The organism is Nostoc sp. (genome assembly GCF_036917275.1).
Lineage (GTDB): Bacteria > Cyanobacteriota > Cyanobacteriia > Cyanobacteriales > Nostocaceae > Nostoc.
The window spans coordinates 170528-192952 of the sequence record NZ_JBALDF010000059.1 but is presented as its reverse complement, the minus strand read 5'-3'; the positions used below and the strand labels follow the sequence as shown (position 1 = coordinate 192952).

The 22425-nt window shown below is 41.1% G+C and carries 18 protein-coding genes; 12 read left to right on the top strand and 6 right to left on the bottom strand.

The genetic code is table 11. The features are described 5' to 3' along the window. Positions 1–242: 242 nt before the first annotated feature. The 4 genes from V7K35_RS23100 (at position 243) to V7K35_RS23085 (ending at position 4805) form a co-directional block, all read left to right on the top strand. Positions 243–1526: a valine--pyruvate transaminase gene (locus V7K35_RS23100; protein ID WP_335081989.1), complete on the top strand. Its 1284-nt coding sequence runs from the start codon at positions 243–245 to the stop codon at positions 1524–1526. Positions 1527–1570: 44 nt separating this feature from the next. Beyond that, on the top strand, positions 1571–2137 hold the full coding sequence (gene rimM, locus V7K35_RS23095; protein WP_335081987.1) for a ribosome maturation factor RimM: 567 nt from the start codon (positions 1571–1573) through the stop codon (positions 2135–2137). 79 nt (positions 2138–2216) lie between these two features. Then, the gene (locus V7K35_RS23090; protein ID WP_335081985.1) at positions 2217–2837 is read left to right on the top strand and encodes a Uma2 family endonuclease; all 621 of its coding nucleotides are present in this window, start codon (positions 2217–2219) and stop codon (positions 2835–2837) included. Positions 2838–3197: 360 nt separating this feature from the next. After that, positions 3198–4805 (top strand): DUF1565 domain-containing protein, encoded by a 1608-nt coding sequence (locus tag V7K35_RS23085; RefSeq protein WP_335081983.1) that lies wholly within the window; start codon positions 3198–3200, stop codon positions 4803–4805. A 393-nt stretch (positions 4806–5198) separates the two neighbouring features. Here V7K35_RS23085 and fghA read toward each other — a convergent pair whose 3' ends face one another. Beyond that, the gene (gene fghA / locus V7K35_RS23080) at positions 5199–6035 is read right to left on the bottom strand and encodes an S-formylglutathione hydrolase (RefSeq protein WP_335081981.1); all 837 of its coding nucleotides are present in this window, start codon (positions 6033–6035) and stop codon (positions 5199–5201) included. 67 nt (positions 6036–6102) lie between these two features. Between fghA and V7K35_RS23075 the strand changes: the two genes are divergently transcribed. Then, positions 6103–6228, top strand: coding sequence for a hypothetical protein (locus V7K35_RS23075; protein WP_335081979.1), 126 nt, complete (start codon positions 6103–6105; stop codon positions 6226–6228). A gap of 34 nt (positions 6229–6262) precedes the next feature. Here V7K35_RS23075 and V7K35_RS23070 read toward each other — a convergent pair whose 3' ends face one another. Then, complete coding sequence (locus V7K35_RS23070) at positions 6263–7054, bottom strand: ion transporter (RefSeq protein WP_335081977.1); 792 nt, start codon at positions 7052–7054, stop codon at positions 6263–6265. Between the two features lie 88 nt (positions 7055–7142). Between V7K35_RS23070 and V7K35_RS23065 the strand changes: the two genes are divergently transcribed. Then, the gene (locus V7K35_RS23065; protein ID WP_335082044.1) at positions 7143–7568 is read left to right on the top strand and encodes a nucleoside deaminase; all 426 of its coding nucleotides are present in this window, start codon (positions 7143–7145) and stop codon (positions 7566–7568) included. A 90-nt stretch (positions 7569–7658) separates the two neighbouring features. On the opposite strand, the gene V7K35_RS23060 is transcribed toward V7K35_RS23065, so the two are convergent. Then, positions 7659–7859 carry a hypothetical protein gene (locus V7K35_RS23060; protein ID WP_335081975.1) on the bottom strand — a complete coding sequence of 67 codons (201 nt, stop codon included), beginning with the start codon at positions 7857–7859 and terminating at the stop codon, positions 7659–7661. Positions 7860–8402: 543 nt separating this feature from the next. Further along, positions 8403–9065 carry a response regulator transcription factor gene (locus V7K35_RS23055; protein ID WP_335082042.1) on the bottom strand — a complete coding sequence of 221 codons (663 nt, stop codon included), beginning with the start codon at positions 9063–9065 and terminating at the stop codon, positions 8403–8405. A gap of 524 nt (positions 9066–9589) precedes the next feature. Here V7K35_RS23055 and V7K35_RS23050 point away from each other — a divergent pair. Beyond that, positions 9590–9832, top strand: coding sequence for a CHAT domain-containing protein (locus V7K35_RS23050; protein WP_335081973.1), 243 nt, complete (start codon positions 9590–9592; stop codon positions 9830–9832). Between the two features lie 102 nt (positions 9833–9934). Here V7K35_RS23050 and V7K35_RS23045 read toward each other — a convergent pair whose 3' ends face one another. Further along, positions 9935–10597 carry a GIY-YIG nuclease family protein gene (locus V7K35_RS23045; protein ID WP_335081971.1) on the bottom strand — a complete coding sequence of 221 codons (663 nt, stop codon included), beginning with the start codon at positions 10595–10597 and terminating at the stop codon, positions 9935–9937. 124 nt (positions 10598–10721) lie between these two features. Between V7K35_RS23045 and V7K35_RS23040 the strand changes: the two genes are divergently transcribed. Then, positions 10722–11651 carry a carbohydrate ABC transporter permease gene (locus V7K35_RS23040; RefSeq protein ID WP_335081968.1) on the top strand — a complete coding sequence of 310 codons (930 nt, stop codon included), beginning with the start codon at positions 10722–10724 and terminating at the stop codon, positions 11649–11651. 571 nt (positions 11652–12222) lie between these two features. Here V7K35_RS23040 and V7K35_RS23035 read toward each other — a convergent pair. Further along, positions 12223–17976: a translocation/assembly module TamB domain-containing protein gene (locus tag V7K35_RS23035; RefSeq protein ID WP_335081966.1), complete on the bottom strand. Its 5754-nt coding sequence runs from the start codon at positions 17974–17976 to the stop codon at positions 12223–12225. Between the two features lie 262 nt (positions 17977–18238). On the opposite strand from V7K35_RS23035, the gene V7K35_RS23030 reads away from it, so the two are divergent. The 4 genes from V7K35_RS23030 (at position 18239) to V7K35_RS23015 (ending at position 22334) form a co-directional block, all read left to right on the top strand. Beyond that, positions 18239–18667 carry a DUF3110 domain-containing protein gene (locus V7K35_RS23030; RefSeq protein WP_335081964.1) on the top strand — a complete coding sequence of 143 codons (429 nt, stop codon included), beginning with the start codon at positions 18239–18241 and terminating at the stop codon, positions 18665–18667. A 56-nt stretch (positions 18668–18723) separates the two neighbouring features. After that, entirely contained in the window at positions 18724–19650 is a 927-nt protein-coding gene (gene murQ, locus V7K35_RS23025; RefSeq protein WP_335081962.1) for an N-acetylmuramic acid 6-phosphate etherase, read from the top strand. Positions 19651–20195: 545 nt separating this feature from the next. Further along, the gene (locus V7K35_RS23020; protein WP_335081960.1) at positions 20196–21398 is read left to right on the top strand and encodes a response regulator; all 1203 of its coding nucleotides are present in this window, start codon (positions 20196–20198) and stop codon (positions 21396–21398) included. A gap of 573 nt (positions 21399–21971) precedes the next feature. Then, a complete protein-coding gene (locus tag V7K35_RS23015) occupies positions 21972–22334 on the top strand; it encodes a response regulator transcription factor (RefSeq protein ID WP_335081958.1) in 363 nt (120 codons plus the stop codon). The last annotated feature ends 91 nt before the right edge of the window (positions 22335–22425 follow it).

Sequence of the window (22425 nt, the reverse complement as noted above, 5' to 3'; positions counted from 1 at the left end):
TGCTGAAGCACGGGGATTATTTCACTTAAACATATTGAGCGCATGATACACTTTTGTATCACTTCATCGTATTTACTAAGGACGATCGCCCCTATAACTATAAATATTACTTTGTTAAAATATCATTCTCTAGCTAGATTGGTTAAAGGCAGCAGCTGTTTTTACAACGATGTAAACTTGATGTCAGCAGCAACCCCCAAATAATTTATCCACCCCTCAATTAATAAATTTTGTCACAGCTTATGAACCCTGCCCTAACTCAAATTGGCGCTCAAATGTCCAACCTGACTGGCGTAAGAGCAATCATGAAGGATATTATCGAAACATTACGAGCGGGTGCAGGGCAGCAGTTTATTAATTTGAGTGCTGGTAATCCGTTGATTTTGCCAGAAGTAGAGCAGTTATGGCGGGATTGTACTGCACAGCTTTTGGCTAGTCCAGAATATGGTGAGGTAGTTTGTCGCTACGGCTCAAGTCAGGGCTATGCACCGTTAGTTGAAGCGATCGCCAACGACTTCAACAAACGCTACGGGTTAAAATTAACCGATCGCAATATCCTCATTACCCCCGGTAGTCAAACCCTCTACTTCTACGCTGCGAATACCTTCGGTGGCTACACTCCTAGCGGCGAGTTAAAACAAATTGTTTTGCCCCTCTGTCCTGACTACACAGGTTACGGTGGTATCTGCTTAGTTCCAAAAGCCCTAATCGCTCACAAACCGACTCTTGATATTGATGCAGCTGCCCACCGATTTAAATATCGCCCCGACTTCAGCCAACTCTCGATTACAGAAAATACGGGTTGTGTCCTCTTCTCTCGCCCCTGTAATCCCACTGGCAATGTCCTCACTGATGATGAGGTGAAAAAGATTGTTGCCCTGGCTGCACCTTACAATCTGCCCGTGTTAATTGACTCGGCTTATGCGCCTCCCTTCCCAGCATTGAACTTTACCGAAATGACACCCGTGTTTGGTGATAATATCTTACACTGCATGAGTTTATCGAAAGCGGGATTACCAGGAGAAAGGGTTGGTATTGCCATTGGGGATGAAAAGTGGATTGAGGCGTTGGAGTGTTTCCAAGCAAATATTGGTCTCCATTCTTCACGTTACGGCCAAGCGATCGCAGCTTATGCAATCAATTCTGGCGCTTTAGTGGAAATTTCTCACTCTGTTATCCGTCCCTTTTACCAAAATAAGTTTACCGTTTTAGAAACCAGCTTAGAACAAGCAATGCCCAAGAATTTACCTTGGTTCCTCCATCGCGGTGAAGGAGCAATTTTTGCTTGGTTGTGGTTACAAGATTTACCCATCAGTGACTGGGAATTTTACCAGCAACTCAAGCAAGTAGGTGTGATTATTGTCCCTGGAAGTAGCTTCTTCCCCGGTTTAGACGAAGAGTGGGCGCACAAGCATCAATGCTTCCGCATCAGCCTCACAGGTACAGATGAAGAGATAGCCACTGCTATGCAACGTTTAGCAAAAGTGGCTGAAGAAGCTTATAAAGGTGTGGCGGTGACTGCCTAGTAGGGGGCAGGGGAAGCAAACTAATGACAAATGACAAATGACAAATGACAAATGACAAATCAGATAATTGGCTAGAAATTGGTAAGATTGTTTCCCCTCAAGGATTGTCTGGGGAATTACGGGTTTATCCTGTATCTGACTTCCCCGAAAGATTTGAAGTGCCGGGAAAACGTTGGTTGTTGCGTTCAGGTGACACAGAACCACAACCAATCGAATTATTGACTGGACGTTACATCAGTAACAAAAACTTGTATGTGATCAAATTAGCTGGTGTGGAAAATTGCGATCAGGCGGAGGCGTTGCGCGGTTGTAAGTTAATGGTACCAGCAAGCGATCGCCCCCAATTAGGCGAAGATGAATATCATGTCCTCGATTTGATTGGCTTGGAAGTCTTCATGCAAGCATCTGGCGAACTCGTTGGTACGGTGGTAGATATCATTCCTGCGGGGAATGATTTATTAGAAGTGAAGTTGCATGAATCATTTGCTACTGACAAAAAGCAAAAGACTGTTTTGATTCCATTTGTGGAAGCGATCGCACCAGTAGTAGACTTGAAATCCAAGCGGATTGAAATTACGCCACCGCCTGGGTTGTTGGAAATTAATAATTAGGTCATTACTTAAGCTACCTTTAGCTAGTAATGAACACATTTGACTTTAAATCATTAACCGAAATTTTGGAGGCTCGAAAATGACTCAAGCTTTACCAAAAATCTTTACTTTTGAAGAATTTGTCAAGTGGAAGCCAGAAAATGAGCGCTATGAATTGCACAACGGAACAATTGTTAAAATGCCTCAACCTGTAGGAGATCATGAAGAGGTAACAGGATTTTTAGCTTTTGAACTGACTAGAGAATGTATCCGTTTAAATCTCCCCTACTTCATACCCAAGACAGTACTAGTTAAACCACCTGTAAATGAATCAGGTTACTCGCCAGATATACTCTTGTTGAATCGTCCTAATTTGATAAATGAACCTTTGTGGAAAAAAGAATCTACTGTTATTCAACCTACATCAATTCTTGTAATTGTTGAAGTTGTTAGTACAAATTGGCGTGATGATTACCTCAAAAAATACGCAGATTATGAAGAGATGGGAATTCCTGAATATTGGATTGTTGATTATGCGGCTTTAGGTGGTAGGGAGTTTATTGGTAAACCAAAACAACCTACTATCTTAATTTGTTCTTTAGATGAAGGTGAGTATCAAGTTAGCAAGTTTAGGGGTACAGACCGCATCCAGTCCCCAACATTTCCAGAGTTAAATTTAACTGTACAACAGATTTTTCAAACGGGTAATATTTCATATTAATTCATAATTCATAATTTCAGTTTTTGTCTCTCTAATCCTTGTATAGGGCAATACGCTTGGGTTAAGGGAATATTATGTGTTGAGGTAGGCTGTTCTTGAGCATAGGAGAGTTAGAATCTCGTTCATCCACCTCAGATACTCATTCTATCCACCTCAGAACCTCAAACTCCTAACTCAGCACTCACTATTCCCCACCCTCACCCAGCAATTTTGAGTTGTCGAGTACTAATAAAACCCAAAAGCACTGGCATAATTTTTTAACTTTGCAGTGACAAGTACTTTAAGTAATTTAATGCATCAACCGCTACTCACTTTCATGGTTAGCGCTAAGATAGCTATGTATTTTTTGGAAGTATAAATATGGCTCAGACTTTTTATGTAAATCCAGTATCAGGTAGCAATACCAACCTTGGTAGCCAACAAGCCCCGTTCAAAACTATTACCCAAGCGCTCAAAGTAGCTACAGATAACACCAAGATTCAACTAGCAGATGGTAATTACAATGCTGCTAACGGGGAAGTCTTTCCGCTAACGGTTGCATCTGGGGTGACAGTCGTGGGTAATGAAACCAATAAAGGTAATGGTATTTTGATTGAAGGGAGTGGTAGCTATCTGAGCCGTACTTTTGCTGCTCAGAATGTCACATTTGTGCTGCTCGATAAAGCTGAACTCCGGGGGGTGAGTGTAACAAATCTGGCTAGTCGTGGTAGTGGTGTCTGGATTGAATCAACTGCCCCTACTGTTGCTAATAGCACCTTCACTAACTGTAAGCGGGAGGGAGTATTTGCTACAGGCGATGCTAACCCAGTTATTCTAGGTAATGTGTTCAGTGAAAATGCAGCCAATGGAATTGCCATCGCTAAAAATTCCAAAGGTCAAATTCAAGATAATACCTTCTTCAAAACAGGTTTTGGCATTGCTATTAGTGATACTGCATCACCCACACTTCGAGATAACAAAATTTCCGAAAACCGTTCTGGAATTGTCATCTCTGGTAGTACTCGTCCTGTATTGCGTAACAATGTCAGTGAGAATAACACTGATGATGGGATCACAGTAATTGGAAGTGCCCTACCGGATATCGGCAGTACTAATAATCCAGGCGGCAATACTCTACAAAATAACGGTAAATTTGATTTGCAAAATGCCAGTTCCAACAAGCTGGTTTCTGTGGGAAATAAGATAAATGCGTCTAAAGTCACGGGAAACGTAGAGTTTGCAGATAGTTCAGTTCCCACACCTACTCCTACACCCACGCCCACTCCTACACCCACGCCTACTCCTACACCCACGCCTATTCCTACACCCACGCCTATTCCTACACCCACGCCCACCCCTACGCCCACGCCCACTCCTACTCCTACACCCACACCCACGCCTACTCCTAGTATCGAATTAACCGATATTAGTAATCATTGGGCAAGTGGGTTTATTCGGGAATTAATCAAATTGGGGATAGTTAATGGTTTTCCCGATCGCACATTTAAACCTGATGCTACGATGACACGGGCGCAATACGCGGCATTACTAGTAAAAGCTTTCAACCCATCGCCAAACCGCCCCGTGATCAAATTCAAAGATGTACCAGCAGACTTCTGGGCATCCAAGGTAATTCAGCAGGCATATCAAGGTTCATTTCTCTCTGGTTTTCCTGACAATACCTTTGCCCCCAACAAAAATATCCAGCGTGTGCAAGTGATTGTCTCACTGGTGAATGGATTAAAGTTATCTGGTGATGGTACAGCAACTATCAAAGCTTTTGATGACCAAGCAAAGATTCCTGAATATGCCAAGGATGAGGTAGTAAAAGCTATAAACAAGGGGATTATCGTCAATCACCCGAACCTCAAACAACTTAATCCTACCCGCGATGCTACACGCGCTGAGGTAGCGGCGATGGTATACCAAGCCTTGGTAGATGCTGGCAGTGTAGCGGCGATTGACTCGCCTGATATTGTGAGTGCTTAATTGACAAAATAGTTTGTTTTGCTCCCATCAGATGATTTTTAAGGGCGATTCATGAATTACCACTACAAAAAGGGTTCTAAATTAGAGGCAGAGCAAATTCATACTTAGTTAGGACTTATATCAAGTTCAGTAAATCACTTACGATATGTCATTGCGTTCGCCCCTGGCGTTCCCGAAGGGTATGCAACGAAGTGGAATGAAGCAATCGCAAAGGTTTGGGATTGCCACGCTCTGATCGCAATGACATAATTATGTGATCAAATCCAAATGTCCTCGGTTATTACGTCTGTGGTTCAAATATATGAAAATTGCAATCAAATAGGAATCTTATAGAAATGTGAGGTTGAAATAAATGAAAACTGCTGTAATTCATAAAGCGATACCTACGGTAAGCTACGCTAACGCATGGTGGCGGATATGATCTTCAATAAAACTGGCCATGAAATAAAAACTGTGGTCATAGCCTTCTTGGTAACGCAAGTTTAGGGGTTGCTTAACATCTGCACAAGCTTGTTCAAACACTTGTGGCATTAATTGCTCAACTAAAACTTGATCAGCAGTCCCTTGATCAATGAGAATTGGACTGTGATATCCTACTTGTTTGACTAATTCGCTAGCATCATAAGCACGCCAACTTTCTTGATTGCTGCCAAGATAACCACTGAAAGCCTTTTCACCCCAAGGACAACGCATAGGTGCAGTGATAGGTGCAAAGGCTGATACTGATTTGTAGAGTTCTGGGTTTCTCATCGCACAAACTAAGGCTCCATGTCCCCCCATTGAATGACCGAAAATACCTTGTCTCTCCGGTTGCGTGGGGAAGTTTGCAGTAATTAAAGCAGGTAATTCCTGGACGACATAACTATACATTTGGTAGTGTTGACGCCACGGTTCTTCTGTAGCATCAACATAAAAACCCGCACCTGTACCAAAATCCCAATCATCATTCTCACCAGGAATACCTGTGTTCCGAGGACTAGTATCTGGCACAACCAGCATCAAACCATACTCAGCTGCGTAGCGCTGCGCCCCCGCCTTCATCAGAAAATTTTCTTCAGTGCAAGTTAAACCAGAGAGGAAATAGAGAATCGGCACAGGTTGTTGAGTTGCTTGTGGTGGTTGATAAACAGCAAAGCGCATTTCACCGTTACAGGTTGAGGAGGGATGACTATAAAAGCCAAGTTTGCCACCGAAGCTTTTATATTCTGAAATGAGGTTGAGGTTAGGCATTGGTTATATTCTCTTTCCTAAGCGGCTACCGGAAGATGATTATTTTAGCGTAAATGAAAACCTGTAATTGGCACGCCATTATTTGACAACTATATATCTCAGCTATGCAGGTAGTGATCGCTCTAATAACCGAAACCAAATTGCGATCGTTGCTTGGCGATTCATCGCGTCTGGACTTGGTAGCATACACTAAAATTTACGCCCCCTCAGCGCCACCACTTACTCTCTCAATCAACCCTGCGACTAGGTAACTTAGTACCGCACCTTTTACAGAACCCAGCATCTACATCGTGGAAAGCCAAACCACAACCTAAACAAACTGTTTCTACCTGATTAGCAGTTTTCACCACTCGCTTAATTAAATCTCCCACTTGCCAAGGAATCAGCGCAATTCCTGTGAAAATCATCAGTACTGTTAGCAAACGCCCTAATTCAGAAATTGGAATAACATCGCCAAATCCCACAGTTGTCATTGTGACAACAGAGAAATAAAATGCATCAAAAAATGTCCTGTAATTTTGAGGATTAACCGGATGTTCTACTTGATAAATTAAGCCAGAATAAATAAAAACAATTGCAAATAATGTAAATAATATTCGCACAAAAATCATGCCATCTTCAGTACTGATAGTGGCGAATAAAAATTTTCTATCTATAAATCTGATCAATCGTAAAATCCGAAACCATCGCAGTAGGCGGATAAAGCTGATATCCACCATTCCTAAAAAGAATGGCAAAATCGCCATTAAGTCAATAATCGAATAAAAGCTAAAAATATACTTAATTTTATTTTCTGCACTCCACAGACGGAGTGAATATTCCACCGCAAAGATGATAACGATCGCAGTATCGGCTACATGCAATTGAAACCGTACAGAATCAGGAATATTATAAGTTTCTGCCACAAAAATTCCTGATGATAATAGCACCATCGCAGCAAGTGTTAAATTAATTGCTTTCCCTAATGGTGTTTCCAAGTCTGTTAAGTAAAATTCGGTTTCTTGTCTGCTTAGTAACATATTCGACCATTAACTAATCTTAATTTCCAGTTATAACATTATAAATACGATATTATTAATCATTATCCTTATGTTAACCCCACCTTATATGAACCCAGAATATTTTATGCGTTTAGCATTGGTAGAAGCAAAAAAAGGAGATGCACCTTATGGTGCAGTGATTGTTAAAGATAAGGAAGTCATGGCAGTAGCTCACAATACTGTAAGGAGAGACAACGATCCATCAGCCCATGCGGAAATCAACGTCATTCGTAGTTTAACAGCTAAACTTAAAAACCCTTCTTTAGAAGGTTATAGCATATATACAACTGGCGAACCTTGTCCGATGTGTGCAACTGCTTGTGTTTGGAGTGGTTTATCAGAAATTGTATATGGTGCTTCAATTCAAGATTTAATCACTGTAAATCAATCACAAATTAGTATATCTTGTGAAGAGGTAATCGCTAAGTCATTTAGGAATATTAAAGTCACAAAAGACGTTTTAAAAAATGAATGTTTGGAATTATTTAAATAAGCTGTAATTTAATTCAACATTTTTCGGTTTCCAGACTAACTAATCAGCGTATACCTTAATGAAATTTTGCCCTCTGCTTCTACGTCCAATTTATGGCATAAAATTTATCTGATTGTTTGGAGGACAGTGAATACTTCTACCAAAAGAATCGCCAGTTTCTGCATCGATTAATCCCACAAGTTTGGCGTTATCAGTGCAGACACTTCGACCTCTAGACATTCTCAACTCACCTTGGACAAAACCAGTCACTATCCACACCATACGGTCGTTAGAAATCGATGATTTGTACATTCCTGTTTGGGCTGCAAATTATTCGTATGTTGTAAGTTTTACTTCTGTTATTTGCATATTACTAGACTTTTTAAGCGCACGTTCAATGGTAATCAAGCGGCTTGCTGGTAGGCTATTATTTGCAGGGTATATTCGTACTCCTGAGTTTAATGGTTTTGCTTGATTGACTTGCTTTTTTATGTGTATAGGTTTAGCTGTGACTATCTGCACTAGCAATAAAGTAGTGGCACTAGCAAATATAAAAGCAGAGAATGAGGTTTTTATACAAATATTAACCATAGTTTAAATTCGCTTCATAATACTCAGAATGCTAACAACTTATACCACCAATTTAACCGATCACATTCACATTAGTAAACCCTAAACTTACTTTTATATATCACATTTATATAAAAGTGAACTAAATCATGAATTCAGTTTAATTGAGTGGATTTTCGCTATCAGTCCTGAACTTTAGTTATTGGCGAGATTATCTTCTAACGCGGTAACACACCCTACAGCTAATCTATAGATTACAATTACGAATTATGAATTACAAATTATTTAACTTGGCTCATTCAAATAGGATAAATATGTATTTGCCCAAATCGCAGCTTGAGTGCGATCGCGCAAATTTAACCTGTTTAAAATATTTGTAACATGATTTTTCACAGTCCCCTCAGAAATGTAGAGTTGCTGGGCAATTTCTCGGTTACTAGCGCCTGTAGCAATTAACCGCAAAACCTCTTTTTCTCTAGGAGTAAGTTCAGCTAGACTAGATGGTACAGGTGGTGATTGGGTTAGTGGAACATGAGAAAACTGAGTCAATAGTTTTTTAACTATACCTGGGCCTAATTGAGTATATCCTTTATAAACGGCACGAATAGCAACAGCTAATTCTTCCGAGGGCGTATCTTTTAATAAATAACCCATTGCCCCATTTTGCAAGGCTGCTGACACATATTCATCATCATCAAAAGTCGTCAGTACTAAAATTTTAGTTTCTGCAAAACGTTTTTGAATTTCTCGCGTAGCTGCAACTCCATCCATAATTGGCATTCTGATATCCAGCAATACTACATCTGGCTGAAATTTTGCAACCAAATTAATCGCCTGTTCACCATTTTCTGCTTCTCCCACTATTTCTAAATCTGGTTCTAATTCTAATAACGCTCTTAATCCTTGACGAATTAAACCTTGGTCATCTACCAATAACACTTTAATCATCATGTCAACCTTCTGGAGTTTAGACTAAGTTATGCAAAACGACCCAGCAGGGCTGAGTTAATCAAAGACTTAGCGAAATTATAAATAATCTTTAATATTAAACCGCAACTGATGGCTCTTTACGTGGTTGTGTTACGGTTTTTTTAACAATCGGGCATCGGTTTTTACGGTGACGCTTTTTTCCTGCTTTCCAACCAGGGGACTTTCCGCGAGGTTTGGGTGGAACAGCTGGAGTACCAATGGCCGCAAAAACTCCTCCCAACGCTTATCGCAACCCTCCCAGGGGTCAATTTATCGATTGATTTCTGCCAAGGTAAAGGATTGTCAGTAACAAGATCACGAGCTAACCACAACTCCCAAGTCAGTTCATCACAAACATCACAATATTAATAACAAACATTGCGATGTTCATCACAAACATTACGATATTAATAAGAAACATTGCAATGTTCATCACAAATATCACGATGTTGGTAACGACAGCTTCTAGACCCAATTGAAAACAGCTACCTCTGGGCTATTCTATGAAAAAAATTCTCACCAGTCTTTTGGCTGTGGGCGTTTATCTAACGCCTATAACAGTAATGCTGATGGCTCAACCCACCTGGGGACAAACTCAAAACTCGCGATCGCAAGAAGCAGAAAGACTGCTTGAGCAAGGTATGACCAAAGGGAAAGCTTTGCAACAAGCTAAGTTGAAGCTAATTGCAGACCATCGTCATCCTTTTTATTGGTCGCCATTTGTACTAATTGGCGATGCACGTTAAAGTAATTTGTAATATGTGGAATATGTGGTAAAGGCACATATCTGTATGTCGTTACCACATAAACACTAATTTTTTAGCACGGATAACTAATTTAATTGACACCTAAGACTTGGTTTGCTGTGTCTGTGCGTCGATAATTACACTCCAGTCATCGTTTTCCACAGCAGCTTCAAGTTGACGCTGACGTTCGGCTTGACTCGCATCTATTGTTTCTGACTCTTTAGAGAGGGTTGTGTCAGCCATTGCTTTCCGTAGTTTTAGCTTTTTCTCCTCGTAGGCTTGACGTTCCGCCTCTGACATTACCGCCTTCGCAGCTTCCCCTACCGTGCTAGCCCACATTTCACTATCAGTTGCATTACCAGAGGGTGTGCTTTCGAGTTCTGCTATCCACGCATCTCGTAAATCTTCCATTTCTTGACGCTTGGGAAACTTGAATGCTTGCACGCGCACAAAAGCACACTTTTGCTCACCATTTTGGCTGACATGACCGTTTAGGGAAAGCAACACATTGCGAGAATAGCCAATGTACTGCACATGGTGTTCTGCGTCCAATACTGCGTAAACACCTGCAATTTTAGCGTTCTGAGCAGCTGCACTCCAAACCTCAAGGTCAATGATTTCAGTACCATTGTTTGCTAGTTCAGGAGTTATACTCACCTCAGTGGCGGTGTGTTCGTCGTCAGAACTGTACAAGAAGTCATGTAGTCCACGGTGGTTTATGGGGACATTTTGATGTTCAATTGGCGGGTTATGCTGAGTTTCCATCGTAGTTGATCTCTGAGTTATTAATTAGCGCTACGCAAAAATATGCCTTTAGAATATTGAAGCTTAAATCTACTCATATCCCCAAATTATTGCTGACAAAGTGAAAACAACTATTAGACCTTATATGAATCAATTGACGCCTAAAAATTGGATATTCATCAAACAGCATCTGACCCCTTATTTATTTTTATTACCCGCCTTACTTCTTTTGGCGTTAACAGTCTTTTGGCCTGCACTGCAAGCGTTTTACCTCAGCTTCACTAGGTATGAAGATATTGCCCAACCGCCACAATGGATTGGTTTCGCCAACTTCCTCAAGCTTTGGAAGGATGCAGTTTTTTGGAAAACCTTAGAAAATACTTTTCTATATCTTGTGGGTGTAGTCCCAATTTTAGTAATTGCTCCCTTAGTGCTGGCAATTTTGGTAAATCAGAAACTACGGGGGATGAATTGGTTTAGATCCGCCTACTACACCCCAGTGGTAATTTCAATGGTGGTTGCGGGAATAGCTTGGAAATGGCTGTATGCAGAAAACGGATTACTCAATCAGTTACTGAAAGCTTTGGGACTTTTCCCAGAAGGTATTCCTTGGCTAACTAGCCCAGCAAAAATTTTTGGCATTGTACCAATTTCTCTTGCTAGCGTCATGGCTGTCACTGTGTGGAAGGGACTAGGTTACTACATGGTGATTTATTTAGCGGGGTTGCAATCGATTCCTGGTGATGTGTACGAAGCCGCTGCGATCGATGGCTCTGATGGTATTAGCAAACATTGGGATATTACCATACCTTTGATGAAGCCGTATCTAGCACTAGTGGCGGTGATTTCGGCTATTTCTGCGACCAAAGTGTTTGAAGAAGTATATATTATGACCCAAGGGGGCCCACTCAGTAGCTCGAAAACGATTGTTTATTATCTATATGAGCAAGCCTTCAACAATTTGGAAATTAGCTACGCTTGCACAATTGGGCTAGTGCTATTTTTGATAATCTTGGGGTTATCAATTTTACGATTAGTTATTAATCAGCAGGGTGATGATAATATCACAATCTAATATTCACTTAAGTTAAATATCACAATCATAAAGTAAAAAGTTAGATCCCCGACTTATTAAAGAAGTCGGGGATCTGGACACCGCAATTTTTCATAAATCAGATTGGATTACTATATAGCGGTTCTCAATTGCATGGAATACAGACCTAACCCCCAGCCCCTTCCCTTCTAGCGTTGGGGAGTAAAATTCAAAGCCTCTCTCCTAAAAGGAGAGAGGTTTGGAGAGAGGTCAAAACTGTACTGCACCCAAGCGAGAACTGCTATATCTTCAATTTATAAAAATCATCTCCTATCAGCTACGACAATCTTAAAATATTCAAATATCTAGAGTTGATGAAAATACACATAATTTTTTACACCTTATTCCAAATTCCAAGTGTCTTATTTTAACTTTTGGAACAATCCCAAGACCTGGCGTTGCACTACCAATTTACCTCAGTATAAATCAAAAAATTAGGACGAAGCATTAAAATTAGATGTTGAACAGGTACGACAAGCTATTGAGAAGCAAGGAGAAGAGAAAACAGTAAGTAATTAACAATTCAAAATTCAAAATAGTTTTAGACAAGAATTTAAAACCGTGTTTGATACTCTACTACTGCACGACTATCATCAGTTAAATTAGTGGAAGCACGCACACGAAATTCATTGTTTATCCGATAATTAATACCCCATTGGAAGGGGTCATTTGTTGTTAGAATTTTGATACTGGAAACGGATATTTTGGAAGAAATATCAACCCCAGCTTCTCCTGCCAATTCCAACGTTGAACTGCTCCTTCCCGCTTCCGGATTATCAGAAATAATCGTAGGAAATATCCGCAGTTCACTTAAGCCAAAGGTACTCCCAATCTGGTTAAAAGCTGACTGAAAATTGTTGAACACAGCCGAGCCTGCGATGTTAATCAAACCCAAAGTACTGTCACCACGTCCTTGGGTGTCTACAAATCCACCTCCTAAAAGAGCAACAATTTCAGTTTGACTACGTGACGGACTGCTTGTTAGCTCTAGATTTTTATCTAGTTTGCTGGCGAGACCGTTGATAGTGGCTTCGACTCGAATACTCTCTAAGGCTGATAAACCTGTGGTATTTATCCGACTGAAATCATTACTTTGAATTACATCTAGTACCTTAGCAAATAGCCGAATATCTAACTCAGGATCGCGGGGTTGAGAGGGACTAAAAGTTGCAGTGTGTGTATAGCCACGAGCAAGGTTAAATTGGGTAGTAAATAAATTCACCCCTCCTTGTTCCAACCGGATAGTGCCATCGGGTATTGGCTGATTGATTGAGCCGTTAACTATGAGATTACCAGTTGCACGAAAGCTGAGAATAGGGGGACGGGTAATTTGGACGTTTTTGCCTAGTTCCAAATCTAGATTATTAAATCTGGCAATCGCATTTCCCGTCCCATTTTCAATTTCAGATTTGCTCTGCTTATTGGCTTTGGTGGGTGATACACCGAGACGACTATTTGCAGATGAAGTGGCATCGGTAGATTCTGCCAGCAATATCTGACCATTAAATAAATTTACTTGGCCGCCAATTACTGGGTTAAGTGCAGAACCAGTAATCTGTAAATTGCCGCTAGCACCTCCCAGGTAAAGTCCCTTTAGAGTTAACGCCAGCCGATCGAGATTAACAGTCAGGGGATTATTGATAGTGTTGTTATTGTTGAAAATGGGTATTTCTCCAGCAGCTTCTACCTTTCCATCGCTAAATCTACCCTGAAGATTTTCTACTAAGATGCTGTCAAAATTAAACAGCACTTTACCTGTGACATCTTCCAACTTACCTGGCAAAGCCTGGGCTGAAAAAATAGCATTATTAATAGTAGCAGTTCCATCTACTTCAGGTTTTTGTAATGTTCCGCGCACCTTGAGGTTTACTTCTCCTTCACCTTTCTCAAATACCACCTGCTTAGTCAATGCGTTTAACAGCGCCAATCCCTCATTTTCCAACTTCATATCTAAACTGATTTGCTCACTGTCTGGTGCAACGGTTGCAAAAGGCAATTTATAAGGTATGCTGCCAGTAATATCAACAGGTTTTGGCCCAGCAACTGCTACAGCACTACTAAAGTTTAAGCGTCCATTGGCATAGCTGAAACTTGCTGTTGCTGACTCTATTTTGTTCTGATTTAGTTTTCCTTCTGTGATTTGCAATTCCCCTCTACTTTGAGGATTAGCAATGCTGCCGGCTATTGCTGCTGTACCGTTAAGATTACCTGTGATTCCAACTGGCAGTTTGACAAAATTATCCAGTACTTGTACCGGAAAATTATTCACCCGCAGTTGACCAGATTGTTCATCACCACCAATATTACCCGTGAAGGCAATCAGCCTGTTTTTAGATTCGAGCCGTAAAGGTCGCAAACTCAAAACACCGTTTTCAAAGTTGCCTTCGGCAATCACTTGGTCGGCAGTATAAAAACGATTCCGTTCTTCCTTTTTACCCCAGGCAAAGTTTTGTCCATTCAAATTAAAATCCACTGATAATCCATTGGCTGTAGCTGTATTTACAGCCACTTCCCCATTGAAAGTCCCCTTCAAGTCTGCCAAATCTGGTATTGGAGTGGAATCAAGTCGTTGTTGCTCCTGTTCTGCTACCAAAGCTTCAATTTCAGAAAACCGTTGGATTTGGGTTAATAAAGTTTGATTTTGCACTCCTTGGGGGTTCGTAGTCAGATCCGCTGCTGTGCCGTAGATTGGTGCTGAACCACCTTGCAAATTTTGTATGTCATATACCTGTGCTATCGCTAGAACATCTTGGATCTCTCCCTGGTTGACGTTCAGTTTACCTTGTAATTGAGGGCCTTTAGGGGTTTGAGCAAAAGTACCGACAAGAGCGTAGCTACTTTTGCCTTTGACAAATTCACTACTGGCGAGTGTGGCTTTACCATTACCGTAGCGGAATTGAGCAGCTATTCGATCGCCTTTAACTCGGCCAATTTGCGGATTGGCGATCGCTAAATTCCCCGTTGCTGCCAATGTCTGCTGATTAAACAGCAAATCCCCAGTTAACAACCCAGCTATCTTACCAGCACCCAGGCGAGTAATTGGTGGCGGAGTCAAATTCAATATTTGTAAGGGGAAATTTGCGACTTTGAGTGCCCAATCATTCCCTTGAACATTACCTGTGAGGAATGCTTGCTGCCATTTTACTAAAAAAGATTTAGGACGATTATTAGCATCTAAATTGAAGGCCAGGCGATCGCTATTTCCTGCTAAGTTCAAATTTAAACCGCGTCCCTGTGCTGAATCGATGTTTCCAGTTAACAACGGCTCAAAAGCAATATCTTGAACAACCAAGTCTCGTAAATTAATTTGCCCTACCACATTTGGCAAGGGCAGTTTACCAGTTATTTGACCATTAAAATCTACTCTTCCCGCCACAGCAACCTGATTAGGAAGATTGATGGGTAACTGTTTTAAGTTGTAATTCTGGGCTTGGACGTTGAGATTTAGGGCAGTAATTTTCGGTATACCTGCTCCCTGAGCATTGGCTAATATGTTACCAGTAACATTTAAACCGGGAGCAGTTGCTCGTTCAATGGTAAGCCTTTCACCACTCCAAGCGATCGCAGCCGTCAGGGGTCGCTCAAGACCAGGGATACCTTGGGATAATTGCACCTGTCCAGCGGCACGCACATCAGCTAATTTGGATGATCCTAGCGTGCCAGCTAATTGCAATTGACCGCCAAACTGACCTCGCAATTGCTGATTTAACCGATTTAATTCCACACCTGAAGCATTAACTACAGCTTGATAGCGACCATTAGCCACTTGGATATTAGAAGCTGCGATCGTTCCACCTGCAACATCCACCCGTCCCTGACCACTGGCTTGGATAGTTTGCGGTTGGAACGACTCAACAGAACCCGCGACGTTTAACTGACCATTTAACGCTCCCTGGAACTGCTTTGGTACTGTTGCCAACTGCTGCAACGGTACATTCTTAGCTTGAACTTGCGCCTGATATACACCATTAGCAAGTTGGATATTAGAGGCTGTAATAGTCCCACCCGCAACATTTACCCGTGCTTGACCACTGGCTTGAATAGTTTGCGGTTTAAAAGGATCAACAGAACCCGCGACGTTGAACTGACCATTTAAGGCTCCTTGGAACTGCTTTGGTAGTGTTGCCAACTGCTGCACAGGCACATTCTTAGCCTGAACTTGCGCCTGATACACACCATTAGTAACTTGAATATTTTTAGCTGTAACCGTTCCACCGCCAATAGCAAGGCTACCTTCACCACTGCCACGCAGGGTTTTCAGGCTGAAATTATCTCTGTTGCCTGCTATTTGGAACGTACCCGCCAATGGATTATTTAAAGCTAGGGGAGACTGTTTCAATATTTGTCCCAACCGCACGCCATTAGCTACAAGTTGAGCAGAGAAGCCTTGGTCTTGCAGTTGGACATTAGAAACTGCAACTGTGCCGCCACCAATTTGAACTCCTGCACCATCAGTGCGAATCGTGGCAATTTCAAATGGTGCTGTGCTTCCTGAAAGGATGAGACGACCATTGAACTGTGCCCCAGCTAAAGAGACATTTTGCAGTTGACTTTTGTCTACAAAGGGTTGCAATTTTACCCCAGAGGCAACAGCCACAGCTTGCCAACGCTGATTGGCGTAACTACCAGTTGCCCGTACCGTACCACCACTTACATTAAGAGCCACATTGCGGAAGGAGACAGTGCGATTTGGAGCGATGCCTGCGGCAACCCCAGAGGGGAACGCAACTTCACCAGTTCCGGGGTAAGTTCCATTAGGAGCTTGAAACTGTACCACAGTTTGGACATTGGTAGAAGGGCCGATTAGTTGGGCTGTAGCTGAGACATTGCCGATTTGGAACGCGGGTGTTGTTTGATAAACTTTTGCGATCGCATCCCCTGGGACATTCTTGGCGGCGAAATTTAAATCCAGTTGCGGGGTTTTGCCAAGTTGAATTGTGCCAGCGCCTGTAATTTCACCACCAACTTTGGCTTTACCTTGAATATCTTTTAGGGTAATTAAAGAGGAACTAGTAACAAGCTCAAACTTACTACTGATGCTATCAAAATCAACTTTATCAATCCGGGCAGTTTGGATCGTGGCAACTGAACCTGAGAGAATTGGCTCTTTAGTTGATCCAGTAATCTGCAAAGAAGCTTGTACTTGTCCAGCGATCGCCACAGGTAGTTTTACCTTCAGAGTCTCCTGGGCATTAGCCAAACTCACCGCATTTACACGCCCCGCCAACTTAAAACCTGCTTGAGTGTCGATGATTCCCGTAGCCACTAGGGGAATTTTGCCGTAGTTGGTATTAACATTATTTAACTGCAACTCCGTTCCCTGAAAGCGGAGGTTTCCTTGAGTATTGCTCAACAGTTGCGGGACTTTGGGTATTTGAAGTGTTACCCCTTGCACAGCAGCGCTGCCAAACAATAAAGTCCGCTGTCCTGGTGTCAACCGAACTAACAAGTCGCCATTCGCTCGACCTGCCTGTAAGCTCAATGGTAACTTAATCAACCGAGTAATATCCTCAGCCAGGAAGTCTTGTGCTCGCAACTGGAAGTTGCCTGCTAGCACCTTGGAACGTGTCTCTCCCTGAATGGAAATACTGCCACCACTGTCTGCTTGACCCCCGACATTAAACCTGATCAACTGGTTGTTTGCTAAAAGTTGGGCAGAACCGTTGAGTTGAGAAAATCCTACGGGTAAGTGCTGAGTTTTGTTAGCGGATAGTTGTTGTTTAGCCGGTGCTGAGTTAAAAGTTGGGTATTCTCCTTTGCCCCCCTGCCCCTCTGCTCCCCTGTTCTGCGGCATCAACGCCAGCTTGGCATTGCGAAACCATAGTTTGTCCAAATCGGTTTTAATGGCGCTGCCTTCACCTGACGACACGATGTTAGTGGAAAGCCAGCGCCCTTGTTCATCCTGTTGAATGTAAATATCTGGATTGACTAAGGTGACATCTAGCTTTAAGTGGCGATTAAAAATTAGTTGTAACAGGTCAAAGCCTACCTCTACAACTTCGACTGTGGCCCGATCTGGATCTGTGGGTGTCGCTGGGATAGCTGAAGCCCCAAACTCCACTCCTGTCAACGAAAATTGTGTGACTCTTCCCAGTTTTACTGGACGGTTGAGTGTAGTCGTGAGACTTTGTTGTGCCAACGGCGTTAACTCTGTTTGGACAAAAGTCCACAACCGCCAAATACCAACAACAATTCCTAACAGTAAAAGTCCGCCCAAGGCAATGCTACCGCGACTCAACACCAGCAACCATAGACGCTTGCGGATAGGGGACGGGAAGTGAATATCTTGATTGGGAGATTTGGTCATTTGCTTTTACTGTATTAACTGCCGGATATCGCTGGCACACACAAGCATTAACTGGCACATTGATTCAGTATGCCATTTCCAGAATACGCCAACTAAACCCAAGACCTGATTGTTGAGTTATGGTATTTCCTTGATCCAATACTTATGCTTATAATATTGGCGTTTTCAGGAAAATCTGAATAGAGTGAAAATAAATTGTTCCTGTGACTTTCGCTGAGGCACAACCTAGAACTTTAATATTAATAGACCTTAAAAAAGACAGATGATTACACCAATGCGTCTTTTTGTGTTAATTTTTAATGCTCGAACGGAAAACGAGGGGATTCACACGATTCGGGAGGGCGATCGCAATAAAATTCTGATGTTCGAGTCAGAAGACGACGCCACGCGCTTTGCCCTGATGCTGGAAGCTCAAGATTTCCCCTCACCTACACCAGAGCCAATCGATGCTGAGGAAATCAAGGAATTTTGCGAAAGTGCTGGATATGAATGGGAAATCATCCCGGAAAACAGCAATTTAGTTGTCACTCCCCCGGAACTGAATGTGGAAGAAACTGACTGGCAAGTAGATGCCCAGAAGGAGGATACTGTTGAAGACACCTTCCCCCTTAATGAACAGCCACTAGAAGAACCAGAATTATCTGATTCTGAACTAGAGAAGATGCGTCGTAAATTGGAAGGATTGTTGTAATTAATCATTAGTCATTAGCAACTGGCTGATGACTAAGGATAAAGGATAAAGGACAAATGACAAACTTGCAGGAACGCGGGCATCTTTTAACCGAGCTGGTAAATCCTAACAGTCTAAACCTAGATCAGCTCAGTTCTCTAGAATTGGTGGAGCTGTTTAATAGCGAAGACCAAAAAGCAGTCGCGGCGGTGGCGGCGGTGAAAGTTCAGTTGGCAGAAGCTATTGATAGCACCGCAGAGCGTTTGCGCCACGGCGGACGCCTATTTTATATCGGTGCCGGCACAAGTGGCAGGTTAGGGGTGTTAGACGCTGCTGAGTGTCCACCTACTTTTTGTACGCCCCCAGAGTTGGTACAGGGGATTATTGCTGGTGGTGCAGGTGCGCTAGTACGCAGTTCCGAAGATTTAGAAGACAGCATTGAAGATGGGGAGGCGGCGATCGCTGGGCGACACATTACCCAGCTAGATGTGGTAGTTGGTATTACCGCTGGTGGTACAACGCCATTTGTCCACGGTGCGCTTTATGCTGCTCGTCAGCGGGGAGCTACTACTATTTTTATCGCCTGTGTTCCAGCTGAACAAGTTAGCTTTGATGCTGATATTGACATTCGCATATTGACAGGGGCAGAAATAATAGCTGGCTCAACTCGCCTGAAAGCTGGTACAGCCACTAAGTTAGCTTTAAATATCCTTTCCACTGGGGTGATGGTCAAGTTGGGTAAAGTTTACGGCAATCGGATGGTGGATGTGGCGGTAACAAATCAAAAGTTACGCGATCGCGCTTTGCGAATTTTGCAAGACCTCACAGGCTTAAGTCGGGAAGCTGCTGGTTTTTTATTAGAACGTAGTGGCAAGTGGGTTAAGCTAGCATTATTAATGCACTGGACTGGTTTGGAAAAAGACGAGGGCGATCGGCTTCTTTCAGAACACCAAAGTAATCTTAGGGCAGCTGTTGTGAGCTACAAAAACGACAAGCAACCTTGAAAAAATTTTTCTAAATAAATACTTTATATATGGCTGCTACTTGTCTTAGTAGCAGGCCTTTTTTTAAAGATAATATTTCCTATAAAAGTTTACTCAAACTGCTCAAAATTACAAAATATAAATTTAAATCAATATTTATATTAATTTTTACAATAATTTTTACAATTTCAAAAACTACTAAAAGTAAAAATCTTTAGAGGCTGCTAATCTTTTTTAAAAAAAAATTCAGAACTTATACGGTTATAATTCAGCATAAAAATTATTAAAATAAAATATTAACTACTGAATTCATCTTTGTAGACTATAGCAACCTACTTAAGTGATGAAATATTAGCAGAAAAGTTAATTCTGTCAATAAAAAACAACTCTGTGCTAAATGAATTATTTTCTAGCAATATTTTTGCTATTTTGCCATTTACCTTGCTTTTGATAAAGTTGATTTAGGCGGCTATATACCACATTTACGTTTTCTAATATGTCTACTAACCAATATATAGCTAGTGTGGGTTTTTCAACAGTTGGCTTTTTAATATAAGGAACAAAGTATGACCCACTCGGAATTTATTCTTTCAAATGACCTACTTAATGAATTTAAAACTTGTACTCAACTGCAATACAATGGCAAGTTAAATATTAAAAGTTCAAAGGGCAGCCAATGGACTTTTTATTATCGGCTGGGACGCATAGTTTGGGCAACAGGGGGAACTCATCCCTTCCGACGCTGGCGTAGACATATGATCCAAAATTGTCCTCAGATTGATGTTGATAAATTGCAGTTGCATTTGCAAGACATATCAATAGATTACTGGGATTACCGCCTTATAGAAATCTTTTATAAAAAACAGAAAATTCAGAGAGAACAGATTCAGTCTATTGTTGAAAAGACGATAGTAGAATTATTATTTGACCTAGCTCTGGAAGGAAATTTTGCTTCTATAAGTTGCAATCGTAGCCAAGAATTTATCTTAGAAACTCCAATGAGCTTCACGAGTGCAGAAATATCTGTAAAGCAGATGCAAGACTCGTGGAAAATTTGGTCAGAAGCTGGTTTAGCAAATTTTTCTCCTGACTTGGCACCAGTCCTGCGGCGACCAGAACAACTTCAGCAGATGGTAAGTCCATCTGTCTACAAAAACTTTGTCAATTTAATCAACGGCAAATTTACTCTGCGAGATTTAGCTGTGAAAATGAAGCAGAGTGTACTGCCACTCACTCGTTCGTTGCTTCCCTATATCCTTAAAGGAATCATTGAATTGGTGGAAGTACCTGACTTGCCCTTAGGAGTTGCTGAAGTCAACAATAACTCTCCCACCACACAACCAAAGAAGCGGACTGCTCCACTAGTGGCTTGCGTCGATGATAGCCCTCAAGTATGTAAAATGCTAGAGGATATTATCACTTCCAATGGATTGAGGTTTGTGAAGATTCAAGATGCTGTACAAGCTCTACCAACCCTTATTCAGGATAAACCAGACCTGATTTTCTTGGATTTGATTATGCCAGTTGCCAGTGGTTATGAAATTTGCACTCAGTTGCGACGAATATCTACCTTTGCCAACACACCAATCATTATATTAACAGGCAGTGATGGTTTTTTGGATAGAGTTCGTGCCAAAGTAGTTGGTTCTACAGATTTTCTCACTAAACCTGTAGCGGCTGATAAGGTAATGAGTATAATACGTAAATATTTACCCACACCGAGTGTCCCTACGGATAAAAGTAAAGCTAATTTAGAAATTTGTAATTAGAGGGAATTAAAAGCTATTTATAAACAAAATGTTAAGTGTAGATTGTGTGACTATGCTACGTTGATACTGGAAGTAAAAAAATAAATAAAAATGCCGATATACAGTATGTATTTTTGATACGTTACGCTCCACTTTAACGCACACTGTAAGTTTAATAATTGCTTAATAAATGGTCTATTAGGAATTTTTTTTAGCAATTCCTCATCAGATAATTGGATTAACTTTAAAACTTCATTACTGAATATGAAGCTATTAATAATAGCCCTAAACAAAATTATTTTATAATTGATCTACTTTTCAATTTAAGTAGAAATAAAACTATTTAGTATTTAATGTATATTAAGTTATGTTGATTACGTACTTTTTCTGAGGTTGATATATCAAGATTGAATCAAAATTAGACAAATACAAGTTTTTGTATTTATGGCAGTCCTATTTGAGTTATGAAATATTAGTTAGGTGAAAGAGGTTAGGGGCTAGTTTCTAGTCCTTTCCATGTCTTTGTTCAAGAATCATTTAGGATTTGTATGTCTAATTTGTTTACATTTTGATGAAATTTAACTAGTAATTGCCATGAATACTGTTTTAGTAGTTGAAGATGGCTTAACTGATATGGAAATAATCAGCCGTTACTTGCAACAGGCAGGTTATTCTGTGATTAGCGCCATAAGTAGTGAAGAAGCTCAAGAGAAAATAGATAAAAATAAGCCAGACATAATATTTCTCGACGTAATTTTACCGGGTAAAAGTGGTTTTGAAATTTGCCGAGAATTGAAAAATAATCCCAACACTAGCAAAATCCCTGTAGTTTTTTGTTCTACAAAAAATAGTAATGTAGATAAAATATGGGGTAATATGTTGGGCGCTGATGGTTATCTAGCAAAACCGATTGATCGAGAAGAACTAGTGGGGATTTTAAAGCGATTAATTAATTAGGAAAAGCCTCCTCTTATAAATAAACAACTACTATAAGTCACTATTTTGAAGATAGAACCTCCGCAAGCTAAAATAATAACTGCAAATAGGG